This is a genomic window from Aquabacterium sp. A08 (assembly GCF_011742065.1).
The window spans coordinates 1-11,816 of the sequence record NZ_JAAQQT010000605.1; the positions used below are offsets into that span (position 1 = coordinate 1).

Genomic DNA, 11,816 nt, shown 5'->3' on the forward strand with positions numbered 1-11,816 from the left:
ATGCCCGTCATGTCCAGAAAGCACTCGTCGATGGAATAGACCTCCTGGCCACAGCCCAGCGTCTCGGCCATGGTCATCATCCGGTGGCTCATGTCCCCGTACAACTCGAAGTTGGCCGACAGGGCGATCAGATCCGCTTCGGCCTCCAGATGCCGGATCTTGAACCAGGGTGCCCCCATCTTGATGCCTAGGGCCTTGGCCTCTTCGCTGCGGGCAATCGCACAGCCGTCGTTGTTGGACAGCACCACCACTGGGCGGCCGACCAGTTGGGGATCAAAAACCCGCTCGCAGGAGGCGTAAAAGTTGTTGCCATCGAGCAGGGCAAAGACAGGCGGAGCCATGGCGTGGCGAACAAGCAGTGCAGACCGCTCACACCGGCATGCGCTTGACCACCGAGACCACCACGCCCCAGATCACCAGCGTCTGCCCGTCTTTGAGCAGGATGTCGGGGAAGTCCGGGTTGGCCGCCTGCAGCTTGACCATTCCACCGCGCTGGTACAGCGTCTTGCAGGTCAGCTCGTTGTCCACCACCGCCACCACCGTCTGGCCGTGCTTGGCCTCGATCAGCCGGTTGACCACCAGCAGGTCCCCGTCGTCGATGCCCTTGCCGATCATCGACAGACCGCGCACCCGGGCCAGGAAGGTGGACGGCTCGTTCAGCCCCAGTTGCTCGACCAGATCGACCCGCTGCGTCTCGAAATCCGCCGCAGGCGAAGGAAAGCCCGCCGGGGTGCTGTGCTCCACCCGGGGCATGGTCAAAGCCGCACCTGGTCCAAAGCATTGGAGAATGGCCGCACGGCCTTCGGACCGGCCCAGGACTTCCAGCATACGACCCATGCGTCAATCCAGTTCCCAGACCGAGACCTTGGCCGCCAGGGCGATGGAGTTCAGGCGGCACACGTCACGAGAGGAGGTCGCGCGGTTGATGGCGCCACCCTTGCCGGTCAGTCGGCGGATCAGTGCTTTAAGGCTCATGGGTATCTCCGGCGGGGTGAGCAGAAAGCTCACAAAAGTGAATGTATGTTCACGATTGTGAATTCCGCCGCTGCCAGCTGTCAAGCCCCATCCACCCGCCACGAGGTGGCTTTAACGTCCTTCAGAAGCGGCGGAACAGGCCCACCACAACGCCCAGCACTTCCAGCGACTGCTGCGCCACGATGTCCGGGTAGTCGGGGTTGGCGGGTTTCAGCACCCAGCCGCCAGAGCCTTTGAGCGGGTGCAGGTACTTGACGGTGAGTTCGTTGTCCACCAGAGCCACCACGATGTCACCGGCCTTGGTGGGACGGTTGCGCTCGACCACCACCATGTCACCGTCCAGCATGCCGGCGTCTTTCATCGAATCGCCCCGCACGCGGCAGAACACCGTGCGTTCGGGGTTTTGAATCAGGTAGTCTTCGACGCCCACCATCTCCAGGCCCGCCGACTGGTCCTGTTCCTGGGGCAGACCGGCGCGTACCTGGCCCATCACCGGCAGGGCAAAGAACGCTCGCGTGGGCGCGATGCGCCCCTCCACCCGCTCCAGATACCCCGCGTCCACCAGGCGGCCGATGACCTTGAACACCCCACCCGAGGAGGCCAGCCCCAGTACGTCGGCCAGCTTGGCCATGGACGGAAACGCCTTGTGTTCTTTCCAATGGGTGCGCAGGGCGTTGAGGTGTTTCTGGTCGGGCATGGTGACGGCGGCGAAAGAACGGCAGTGAATGATTGCTCACTATCGTATCCGCTCAGTCCCTGGCGTCAACTCGCTGCTGGGCAGCCCGCTCAGACTCTGGGCCTAAGCTTTCACTACACCGGCATGTTTTAAGCTCTGACGCCTTCGCACCAGCATCGGAACGGATCGGTCTTTCATGAAACCTGGGTGGAAACAGGCGCTGGCCTTGGCCATGTGCGGTTGGGTGTGGGTCTGTCGGGCCAATACCTTGCGCGCCCGGGTGGTCGGGCTGTGGCCTCCGTCCACGGCTTCGGTTGACCTTGCCCTCGGCGCGGACATTGGCCTGGGCTTAACCTTCGTGCAACTGGGTTGGAATCGTGAACATGGAAGACAGACGCTGCTGCGGAACAGGCACCTGCCTCATCAACGCCGAGGGCTATTGCTGGTGTGGCCAGCGTTGGGACGGCAGCCAGATGTGCTTTCCCCCAGCGTCTGAAGACAGGTCAGCGTACACGCATCCCACGGCTTCGGCTCCGACTGTCGAGTCAGACGGGTTCGACCGGTGAGCCCAGGTCGAGCCGGGCGTTCCAAGATGGGGGCTCCCGCTGACGCTGCCACCGTCAGCGACATCATCCCACTCGCCCTCAGCGACCACGTCAGCTTTGACCAGATCCGTGCCCTCTACGGCAGGGGTCCCGACGAGGTCCAAGCCCTGATGCGCCGTGAACTCAAGCGTGGCAGCTACCTGGCTTGGCGCAAACGGCTCAGAAGATTCTCTGAACGGCGAGAGACCTACAAGTGAGCACCGACCCGCACCCTTGGGCCGTGGCACTGGGCACCCTGTACGCCCAGGCGTGGCAGCGGCTGATCCGTGGCGTACACGACCGGCACACGCCCGCACGCCATCCCACCCTGGCCACCGTCTCACCCGAAGGCATGCCCCAGGCCCGCACCGTGGTGCTGCGTGGTGCGGACCCAGCCCGCGGCAGGCTGGAAATCCACACCAACCTGCACTCATCCAAGATCACCGATCTGGGGGCGCGACCGGTGGCCGCACTGCACGTTTGGGACAGTGGCCAGAAACTGCAAATCCGCCTCCAGGCCGAGGTGGAGGTGCTCACCGGGCCGCAGGCCGCAACCGCCTGGTCCCGCGTGCCCGAAGGGTCCCGCACAGCCTACAGCGCGCATGCGCCGGGCTCGCCCCTCGGCGACGCCCTGGCCTGGGACCGGCAACCCGACCCGGCGGCGTTTGCCGTGCTGCACCTGCACATTCAGGCAATGGACCTGCTGCACCTGGGACCAGACCACCGGCGTGCGGTCTACACCCGGGCCCAGCACTGGGTCGGCCAGTGGGTCGTGCCCTGAACGCAGGGCTGGGCGCCATTCGCCTGGCCGACCCCAAGCTTTGTCGCCATGGCCGTCCCATTGTGGGCACTTAGGGTGGCCAGGCATTCATCCCCAACCAGCGTGGGCAACCTTGTGGATAAGCGCCCGTGAAGTGAAACAATGCGTTGATCTGCAAGGCCTCCGTCACCGCTGCCTGTTTCATGGGCAGCGGTGATCCCCGTCTCCACCGGTATGTGCACCCACTTCAGCCCCACCCGCAACGGGTCATGGACACGCGCCACCCTCGGGGTGGACCTGCCCAGCCAGCCGTGCCCACCCGAGACCTATCCCGGCTACGCCGCTCCTATCGCGTTGAAAGACGGGCAGGGCGGGGTGCAATGCACCCTGGCCCGCTTCGGCCTGATCCCGCACTGGACCCAGGACACCCAGGCGGCCACCCAGATCGGACGCAAGACCTACAACGCCCGCACCGAGACGGTGGCCGAGAAGCCCAGCTACCGCACCCCCTGGCGCCAACGCCGGTTTGCCATCGCGCTGCTCGACGATTTCTTCGAGCCCAGCTGGGAGACGGGCAGGGCGGTGCGCTGGCGCATCCAAAGAGCCGACGGTCAACCCATGGGCGTGGCCAGCATCTGGGACCGCTGGACGGACACCGACACCGGCGAGATCGTCACCTCCTTCTCCATGCTCACCGTCAACGCCGATGGCCACCCGGTGATGGGGCGGTTTCACCGACCGGGGGATGAGAAGCGCAGCGTGGTGGTACTCCCGCCTGAGCAGTTCCAGATCTGGCTCAGCGCCGACGTGAACGAAGCCATGCAGATGTGCGCTGTGCCCGCAGGCGGGACACTTACCGCTGAGCCGGCACCGCAGGCCAGACCCCGTGCCGTGCAGAACCTGCCAAAGACAGCACCCGCAGCCCCAGCAGCCGAAGCCCCCGGAGCCACCCCAACCACCCACAACAGCTCGCAGCCCTCACTGTTCTGAGCAGAGCCTTCAGACCAGCTGGTTGACCTGAGCGGTCGGGTGGTTGGGTAGCCGACGGCGATACCGTCACTGTGCTCGATGCGCAGAAGGCCCAGCACAAAGTCCGGCTCTCCGGCATCGACGCTCCCGAGTGATCCCAAGCCTTCGGTCAGCGCTCCAAGGAGCACCTCTCCGACCTGGTCTTCGGCCAGACCGTAGAAGTGGACTTCAACAAGACCGACCGCTACGGCCGCCTCAACGGCAAGATCGTGTTGCAAGGACAGGACGCCAACCTGCAGCAGCTGCAAGCCGGCATGGCCTGGCACTACAAAGAGTACGAACGGGAACAACCGCCCGAAGAGCGCAGGCGCTACGCCCAGGCCGAAGACGATGCCCGAGCCCAGCGCGTGGGACTGTGGACAGACCCCAAGCCCGTGCCGCCGTAGGAGTTCCCGCGAGCGCGTTGGCAGAAGTGACTGGCGCATGAAGCCATCCAACCGTCCCCCTGTGTGACTGCTTCGTGAGGCCATCGGGTCTGTTCTGCGCCTGAAAGGGCCAAAAGTTGACACGGTCAATCCGGCCCCCTCTCCGGAAATAAGGGCATGGGCGACCAAGGAGCACGCCCTGCGTCAATCTGATTACACTGCTACCCCACGACGCGCACGGGGCTTGCCTGTGCCGCACAACCTGTTCTGCCGATGTTCGATGCCATTCATGGAGTTTTCTGCAGGATGAACAGGGCCTCGGCGTTCAGGCATCTGCTGGTGGTGGCCCTGCTGGCATGGCTTTTGGCCTGGGCGAGCGCTGCCCAGGCCCAGGACCACATCGTCGAGCGCCACTGGTTGGAGGATCCCTCTGGGCAGAAGAACTGGCCAGAAGTTCAGCAATCACCCACCCAGGCGTTCAAGGGCACCCTCAGCCGTGGCTATGGGCGCTCGGTGATCTGGCTCAAGCTGCGCATCGATCCTGGCGTTTCTGCCCGAAAGGGGGTGGACGCCGATCGCCTGGTCTTGCGCATCCGCCCGGTTTACCTGGATGAGGTTCGGCTCTTCGATCCTCTGGTGGGCGGTGCGGTGGCCCATGTGACCGGAGACTTGCAGCATCCTCGCGGCGATGAGTTCGAAAGCCTGGACTTCACAATACCCATCGCCAGGGGGGAGGCCCCCCGCGACATTTGGCTGAGCCTGCGTTCGACCAGCACCCGACAGATCCACGTCGAGGCGCTGAATGTGGACGACCTGATACGCCAGACGCAGCGCCAGGCGATCTTTTTTGCGGGCTACATCGGCTTGGTGGCCGTTCTGGCGCTGTGGGCCATCCTGCAGGCGGTCTTTAGCCGAGAACCCGTCATCTCGGCCTTTGCCCTGGCCCAGGTGACGTCGTTGAGTTACGCCGTCGTCTCGTCGGGCTATTTGCGGTCGGTCTGGCCCGCCCAATGGCCGGCCGGGTGGATAGACCAGTCCTCGAGTTTGCTCAGCATAGTCTCGGTCAGCTCGGCGGTGCTGTTCCATGTCCTGCTGCTCAGGGAGTTTTCGCCGCCGAGGTGGGCCACGCGTCTGCACCTGGTCTTGCTCGGGATTTTTCCGATCAAGTTGGTGTTGTACGCATCGGGCATGGTGTCCGCGGCACTCCATCTCAACCTCAGTGAAGTAACCTGGTCGCCCTTCATTTTCCTGTTGTCGGTGTACCTGGCCACAGGCTGGCAGGCCGCCACGCCACAGCGGCCCGCCATGGCCCGGCCGGTGGTGCTCCTGTTTTACGTCGTGCTGGTGATCACGCTGATGTTTGCCGCCTTGCCCGGACTGGGCTTGATCTCCGGTTCGGAGATGACGCTTTACATCATACAAACCCACATCCTGATCACCGCCTTGCTCATCCTGGTGATGCTGCAGTACCGCAGCCACACCAAGCGCCAGCAGCAGCGCAGCACCGAGATGGCCCTGCACCTTACCCAACTGCAGGCCCAGCAAGAGCGCGAGGTCAGGGAAGAGCAGGGGCGGCTTCTGGCCATGCTGGCCCACGAACTCAAGACCCCCCTGGCCGCCATCCTCATGCGCCTGGATCAGAGCGAGACCGGCCGAGAGATCAAGCAGTCCATCGGCGACATGAACAGGGTCATCGACCGGTGCCTGCACGCCACCCAGGTCAGCGACGGACAACTCCAGGCGCGGCATGTGACGGTGGATGTGTGCGAGCTCATCCGAAAGGCCATCGCCGGCGTCTCCTGCCCTGGCCGGATCGGCTTCTCGGCCGCCCAGCCTTGCCTGGTTTCAACGGACCCACAGCTGTTGCTGATTGCGCTGAACAACCTCCTCGAGAACGCCTGCAAATACGCGCACACCGACGGCCCCATCGAGGTCGAGCTCCAGCGCCCTGCCCAAGGGGCTGTCCTGCACATCACGGTGCGCAACCCACCTGGGGTTGCGGGGTGGCCCGATCCCGACCAGGTGTTCCACAAGTACTACCGCTCCACCCAGGCCCGGCGCCAATCGGGCACCGGCCTGGGCTTGTACCTGGTCAGGAATCTGATGCGCGCCCTGGCTGGTGATGTCCGTTATGTCCCCGACGAGCGTTGGATCCGTTTTGTTCTGAGCTTGCCGTCAGGCTCTGCTGCTCCAGGCGAACGACCGTTTCCATGATCTGGTGCGCGGCCTGCAGGATGTCGCGGACACATTCGTGCTGTCCAGGGCTCAGGTTGGGGTCGCATTCCAGCAATTGACCGAACCCCAGGATGGCGTTCATGGGCGCACGCAATGCCTGAGCCAGTGACCTCTGAATGGCGTCATCTCCTGTGGGGGGAGTGCCTGAGTGGCCGGATGGCTGGCCCAACGTGGGGGCTGGGGCGGTGCCGGGCTGCACAGCCTTCATGGCCGCGACAACCGAAGCTGCTGCGGTGACGAAGCGGCGATGCGGAACACCCCCACCTCCGCCAGCAGCGTCTGGGCCTGTTGTTGAAGGCTCTGCGCGGCCGCTGCCATTTCCTCCACCAGCGCCGCGTTCTGTTGGGTAGCCTGGTCCATGTGGGCGATCGCCTCGGTGGCCTGTTGCACGCCGTGGCTTTGCTCCAAGCTCGCTTCGCTGATCTTGGTCATCAACGCGCTGGCTTCTTTCACGGTCTGGACGATCTCGCCCATGTTCGCCTCGGCGCGGCCCACCAGCTCGCCACCGAGCTTCACCCGCTGGCCGCTGTTGTCAATGAGGACGCGGATTTCTTTGGCCGCGTGCGCGCTGCGCTGGGCCAGGCTGCGCACTTCACCGGCGACGACCGCAAAACCACGCCCTTGCTCGCCGGCCCTGGCCGCCTCGACGGCCGCGTTGAGCGCCAGGATGTTGGTCTGGAACGCCAGGCTGTCGATGGTGGCGGTGATGTCGTTGATTTGCCGGCTGCTGTCGGCGATGGCGGCCATCGTCGCGGTCACTTCGTTCATCACGCGTTGGCCGCGCTGCGCCAGTTCGGTGGCATGCACCACCATGGCGCTCGCGCTCTGGCTGCTTTGAGAGTTGTGGCCGATGGTGCTGCTGAGCTCCTCCATGGAGGCCGCGGTCTGCTCCAAGGCGCTGGCTTGCTGCTCCGTGCGCCGTGACAGGTCGTGGTTGCCCGAGGCAATTTCCGCACTGGCATTGGCCACTTGCTCGGCGGTTTGTCTCACGCCTGCCACCGAGGTTTCCAGTCGCTGGGTCATCAGGCGCAGCGAGTGCAGGGTGCTGCGCTCGTCCCCCGCCCGTGTGCGGATCGCGACGGTGAGGTCACCGGCGGCCACCGCCTCGACCACCTGCTTGAGCACGGCCGGGTCGCCGCCAAGTTCGCGGGTGACCACACGCAGGTACGCCGTCAAGCCCAGGAGGCCCGCAGCGATCAGCAGCACGGCCACCACCACCACGTTGCGGTCCAGGAGCGAAAGCTCGGTGATTTCGGTGATCCGCTGGGACAGGGCCTCACTCTGACGGGATTTTTCCGCGGCGAGCGGGGCCAGCAGCCGGTTGCGGCTGGGGATGGTCTGGTCGACCAGAAAGGCAAACGCCTCTTCACGCTGGCCGGCCACGATCAGGGCCACGTTCTGCTCGGCCACCTGCCAGAAGGTGTTCATCAGTGCGGGCAGTGGCGCAAAGGCGGCGCGTCCCGCCTCGTCTGTCATGCCCTGTCCGAAGCGGTCCAGGGTTTGCTGCAGCATGGCTTTTTTGGCGGCAATGTCTTGCAGCGTGGTGTTGAGTTCCTGCTCGTCGCGCGACAGGATGGCGTGGCGCAGTTGCAGCGAGGACCGGGTGACGTTGAGCTCCAACTCGCCAATCAGGCCAAGTTGAGGGACGTTGACCTGGTTGATGCGGTCCGCTGCGTCGACCACTTTGCCCATCATGACCCAGACCGTGACGGCCGTGACCGTCATCAAGGTGAGCAGCACGGCGCTAGACAGCAGCAGTCGCTGGGCAAGGGTCAGACGGCGCATGGGGACCTTCGTGGAGCAGGGGGTTCAGGGAAAGAGCACAGATTCGGTCACCGGGGCATGGACCACGATTGCGGTGTGTGGACCGCAAAGCACGGCGTGTGCAAGCCCCGGCGCAGCATTCACGGCTTGTTGTCTGGGGCCAGGGGGGCGGCCATTGGGCACAGGCGCCTGGCCTTGCGCGAGCGCTCGGCCAGGGTGGAGACGACCCCAACCAGGTTCACCGGTGTGACCGGTTTGAGCAGGAAATAATCGCCGCCGGCGTTCAAGGCCTGCAGCTGCAGGTCCAGCTCCTCCTCGCTGGAGAGGAACAGAATGGGGGTCTGGATCAGCGCCGCCTCTTGTCTCAAGACAGCCGCCAGTTCTATGCCGTTCACCTCCGGCATGTACATGTCGAGCACGACCACGTCGGGCCGGTAGCTGTGGACAGCCTCCAGCAGTTGCAGCGGCTGTCTGAGCGTGAGCACATCCAGGCCGATGTTGGTCAGCATCTGGGCGTGGTGCCGCAGGGTGACGGCGGAGTCGTCCACGATCAGGACCCGGTGTGGGCGCCGTCTCTGGTGACTCAGCCATTCGTCCAGTGCCGCGCAGAGGTCCACCGGTGGCAAGGGCCAAAGCAGGTGTCTGGTCACGCCGGCGCGCACGCTGGTCAGCCGCGCTTGGATGTCGGTCTGGTCGCACACGGCGACCAGTTCTCTGAACGCCCCGAGTTGCGCCCGCAACGTGACCAGCCCGTCCCGATCCCTCAGCAGGTGGGGGTGCATGACCAGCACGGCCGCCAGCGGGGTGTGGGCCAGCGACTGACCCAGTTCCGTCGTGTTCGTGAAGGCTTCGCAGTCGTAGCCGTGACCGATGAGCGCCTCCACCAGCGCTGAGACGTCTTGTGCGTCATGGCACAGCAGGCCAATGCGCTCCGGGGAGGTCGTGGGGGTGTCGCAAGCAGGCAGAGGCAAGGGCGAGAGCATGGGGATATGGGGCAGGAGGCGGCTCACTCTCGGCTGCTGGGGCACGGATTGGGGCGATTTGCCCAGGCATGGGACTGGCGGCAGCACATCCAGAGTGGATGTCTAGGACAATAAGGGTGCGCGTCTGTCCCAGCCCTACAGAAACCCTACCTCAGGGCCACGGCAGCCCTGGCCTCAGTAACACTGCAGGTCGAGATCGAGGCGGTAGCCGTAGCCCCTGACGGGCGGTATCGCCCCGGTGGGAGCCCCGACCCGGTGCAGTTTCTGCCGCAGCCGGACCATGCGGACCTCCAGCGAGGCTTTGGAGTAGGTCTCTGGATCGACGCCGATCATGTGCATGATCTGCCAGGTTTCCAGCCGCCGCGACTTGGCTCGGCTCAGTCCGGTCAGCGTGCTCAATTCGCTTTCGGACAGCGTCTCGGTGCCGTTGGGGCCGTGCAGTGTGCGCGTGGCCAACTCCACGCGGAACGCGCTGGCCTGGGGCAGGCCGGTGGCAGGCCTCGGGGCGTCGAGGCGTCGCCCCAGCGTGCACACGGCCGCCAGCAGTTCGGCCGGGTCCACCGGTTTGGGCAGGTAAATGTCGGCCCCGCTTTCGTAGCCAGCCAGTTTGTCATCCACCTGGCCCCTGGCCGTCACCATGATGATCCCAACGTAGGGCTGCGCCGCGCGCAGGCGCCGGGACAGGCTCAGTCCGTCTTCGCCAGGCAGGTTCAGGTCGATCAGGTACAGGTCGGGTGCCGGGTCCAGCGGCATGTCATCGATGTCTTCGGCGCAGACCAGCCCGCTGGCCCGGTGCCCGTTGCGGTTGAGCATTTGCACCGTGGCATGGCGCAGGCTGTCGTTGTCTTCGATCACCAGGATGTTCATGCCGAGGGCTCCGAGGCATCCAGCGGCAACCAGCAGACAAAGCGGATGTGTGTGGAGGTCGGCACGTAGTCGATGTGTCCACCCAGCAGACGGGCCAGGCCGGCGATCAGGAACAGCCCCAGACCCGCGCCGATCTGGCGGTGCGCGTGCGGCGCCCGGTAGTACTTCACAAACAACTGCTCCGGATCGGGCCAGCCCGCGGTGCCTGGCTCGTTGATGACCTGGACGGTCCAGCCCGGGGTGCCCGCGCGGCTGTCTGTGCCGGTCAGTACCCGGATGCGACTCTGCCGGGGGCTGTACTTCGCCGCGTTGTCGATCAGGTTGTCCAGGATCGTGCGCAGCATGGGTGGGTCACTGTTCAAGGGCGGGGATGCTGCCTCGCACGTCAGGTCCAGCCGGGCGTGCCACCGGCTTTCCGTGATCGCGCGCTGCACCAGCGCCACAGCGTCGCACGCCTCCAGCCGAGGCAGGAGGCGGTTGTCGCCCAGCTGTCCCGACTGGATGCACCGCTCAATGACGTCGTTCATGTCGCGAACCGCGCGGCTGATCTCGGCGCCGTCCTGGCGCTGGACCGTCTCGGCCAGCATGCCGATGGCGGCCAACGGCGTCTTGAGCTCGTGCGCCAACATGGCGAACAGCTTTTCTTGCTCTTCGCGCTGGCTGCGTTCCCGCTCGACCTGCTGCTGGGCCAGGGCGGCCATCCGGACCAGTTCGTCGTTGGCCTCCTTCAAGGCCTGGTTGATGCGCTCGGTTTCGGTCTGGGCGGACAAGAGCGCCTGTTCGTAGCGCTTGCGGGCGTCGATGTCTCGGGTGGTGCCGTACATCATCAGGCGGTCACTGTCGGCATGGTGCCGGAAGTTGGTCAGCACCTCGGTCCACAGCGGCGTTCCGTCCGACTTGAGCTGTTCGATCTCATCGATAAAGTGGGTGTCTTCGTTGATGCGCCCCGACCTGAACGCCTGGGCCCTGGTTCGCACAAGTTCGAGCGTCTGTTCGCGCTGAGTGGGCGGCAGCCATGCACCGAGTGTTTGCTCCATGACCTGTCCTGGGGGGTATCCGAGCATGTGGTGGACGTGGGGGCTGACGTACTGGAATTTCAGGCTGTCCACATCGAGTGCCCAAACCACCTCGCGCAGGCTTTCGAGCAGATGCAAGTGGTCGACGGGATCAACGCCCGGTGCAGGCCTGGCGTCCGAAGCGGGATGTTTGCAAGACATGGCTCCAAGTCATGCATTTGGTTGAAGAATACGGTGCTGTGCCCCTCAAATGCCTACGTAAATCCTACTCTGTTCACGATGGCTGGGTCCAGTTTGTGCCGGTTCGGTGTGGGTGCATTCCTTGTCCTGGATATCTCCCAAACGGGGAAAGGGACAATTCCCCTGCACGTCCGACGGCCTGAGCAATGGTTTGCGCGCACCCGTCGCCAGCCTGTCCAGGCGCTCACCCACATCAACCGCACCCCAGCATGGCCTGGTATCACACAGACGCCCCGTGCGAACAACCTATCGAATACCGCAGACGCCTCCTTCAAGCCGAAATCGAAGCCCAGGCTCAACGTCCGCGTTGAAGGAGCCCACC

Annotated in this window: 12 protein-coding genes and 1 pseudogene; 5 read left to right on the forward strand and 8 right to left on the reverse strand. The window is 64.8% G+C overall.

Annotated elements, in window-relative coordinates:
• The 4 genes and pseudogenes from HA630_RS09430 to HA630_RS09440 form a co-directional block, all read right to left on the reverse strand.
• A pseudogene (locus HA630_RS09430) lies at window positions 1-341 on the reverse strand (DNA polymerase V subunit UmuC); the annotation flags it as partial.
• 28 nt (window positions 342-369) lie between these two features.
• A complete protein-coding gene (locus HA630_RS09435; RefSeq protein ID WP_166834290.1) occupies window positions 370-753 on the reverse strand; it encodes a LexA family transcriptional regulator in 384 nt (127 codons plus the stop codon).
• Window positions 754-840: 87 nt separating this feature from the next.
• Window positions 841-975, reverse strand: a complete 135-nt coding sequence (locus HA630_RS24730) for a hypothetical protein (RefSeq protein ID WP_256368626.1) — start codon at window positions 973-975, stop codon at window positions 841-843.
• A gap of 121 nt (window positions 976-1,096) precedes the next feature.
• Window positions 1,097-1,672 (reverse strand): LexA family transcriptional regulator, encoded by a 576-nt coding sequence (locus tag HA630_RS09440; protein ID WP_166834292.1) that lies wholly within the window; start codon window positions 1,670-1,672, stop codon window positions 1,097-1,099.
• Window positions 1,673-2,243: 571 nt separating this feature from the next.
• Between HA630_RS09440 and HA630_RS09445 the strand changes: the two genes are divergently transcribed.
• The 5 genes from HA630_RS09445 (at window position 2,244) to HA630_RS09465 (ending at window position 6,603) form a co-directional block, all read left to right on the forward strand.
• The gene (locus HA630_RS09445; RefSeq protein ID WP_166834294.1) at window positions 2,244-2,453 is read left to right on the forward strand and encodes a DUF2805 domain-containing protein; all 210 of its coding nucleotides are present in this window, start codon (window positions 2,244-2,246) and stop codon (window positions 2,451-2,453) included.
• Entirely contained in the window at window positions 2,450-3,016 is a 567-nt protein-coding gene (locus HA630_RS09450) for a pyridoxamine 5'-phosphate oxidase family protein (protein ID WP_166834296.1), read from the forward strand. Before HA630_RS09445 ends, HA630_RS09450 begins: the two co-directional genes overlap by 4 nt.
• A gap of 213 nt (window positions 3,017-3,229) precedes the next feature.
• On the forward strand, window positions 3,230-3,985 hold the full coding sequence (locus tag HA630_RS09455) for an SOS response-associated peptidase (RefSeq protein WP_166834298.1): 756 nt from the start codon (window positions 3,230-3,232) through the stop codon (window positions 3,983-3,985).
• A gap of 176 nt (window positions 3,986-4,161) precedes the next feature.
• On the forward strand, window positions 4,162-4,410 hold the full coding sequence (locus HA630_RS23585; RefSeq protein ID WP_243855422.1) for a thermonuclease family protein: 249 nt from the start codon (window positions 4,162-4,164) through the stop codon (window positions 4,408-4,410).
• A 252-nt stretch (window positions 4,411-4,662) separates the two neighbouring features.
• Window positions 4,663-6,603, forward strand: coding sequence for an ATP-binding protein (locus HA630_RS09465; RefSeq protein WP_166834300.1), 1,941 nt, complete (start codon window positions 4,663-4,665; stop codon window positions 6,601-6,603).
• 225 nt (window positions 6,604-6,828) lie between these two features.
• On the opposite strand, the gene HA630_RS09470 is transcribed toward HA630_RS09465, so the two are convergent.
• The 4 genes from HA630_RS09470 to HA630_RS09485 all read right to left on the reverse strand — a co-directional run bounded on the left by HA630_RS09470 (window position 6,829) and on the right by HA630_RS09485 (window position 11,392).
• On the reverse strand, window positions 6,829-8,409 hold the full coding sequence (locus tag HA630_RS09470; protein ID WP_166834302.1) for a methyl-accepting chemotaxis protein: 1,581 nt from the start codon (window positions 8,407-8,409) through the stop codon (window positions 6,829-6,831).
• Between the two features lie 119 nt (window positions 8,410-8,528).
• Entirely contained in the window at window positions 8,529-9,371 is an 843-nt protein-coding gene (locus HA630_RS09475) for a PleD family two-component system response regulator (RefSeq protein WP_166834304.1), read from the reverse strand.
• Window positions 9,372-9,545: 174 nt separating this feature from the next.
• Entirely contained in the window at window positions 9,546-10,238 is a 693-nt protein-coding gene (locus tag HA630_RS09480) for a response regulator transcription factor (protein ID WP_166834305.1), read from the reverse strand.
• Window positions 10,235-11,392: an ATP-binding protein gene (locus HA630_RS09485; protein ID WP_166834307.1), complete on the reverse strand. Its 1,158-nt coding sequence runs from the start codon at window positions 11,390-11,392 to the stop codon at window positions 10,235-10,237. Before HA630_RS09485 ends, HA630_RS09480 begins: the two co-directional genes overlap by 4 nt.
• Window positions 11,393-11,816 lie beyond the last annotated feature (424 nt).

What these genes read in the sequence shown, in the direction of transcription:
- HA630_RS09435 (WP_166834290.1), bottom strand. Translation starts at nt 753, where the DNA reads ATGCCCCGGGTGGAGCACAGCACCCCGGCGGGCTTTCCTTCGCCTGCG.
- HA630_RS24730 (WP_256368626.1), bottom strand. Translation starts at nt 975, where the DNA reads ATGAGCCTTAAAGCACTGATCCGCCGACTGACCGGCAAGGGTGGCGCC.
- HA630_RS09440 (WP_166834292.1), bottom strand. Translation starts at nt 1,672, where the DNA reads ATGCCCGACCAGAAACACCTCAACGCCCTGCGCACCCATTGGAAAGAA.
- HA630_RS09445 (WP_166834294.1), top strand. Translation starts at nt 2,244, where the DNA reads ATGGGGGCTCCCGCTGACGCTGCCACCGTCAGCGACATCATCCCACTC.
- HA630_RS09455 (WP_166834298.1), top strand. Translation starts at nt 3,230, where the DNA reads ATGTGCACCCACTTCAGCCCCACCCGCAACGGGTCATGGACACGCGCC.
- HA630_RS09465 (WP_166834300.1), top strand. Translation starts at nt 4,663, where the DNA reads ATGTTCGATGCCATTCATGGAGTTTTCTGCAGGATGAACAGGGCCTCG.
- HA630_RS09470 (WP_166834302.1), bottom strand. Translation starts at nt 8,409, where the DNA reads ATGCGCCGTCTGACCCTTGCCCAGCGACTGCTGCTGTCTAGCGCCGTG.
- HA630_RS09475 (WP_166834304.1), bottom strand. Translation starts at nt 9,371, where the DNA reads ATGCTCTCGCCCTTGCCTCTGCCTGCTTGCGACACCCCCACGACCTCC.
- HA630_RS09480 (WP_166834305.1), bottom strand. Translation starts at nt 10,238, where the DNA reads ATGAACATCCTGGTGATCGAAGACAACGACAGCCTGCGCCATGCCACG.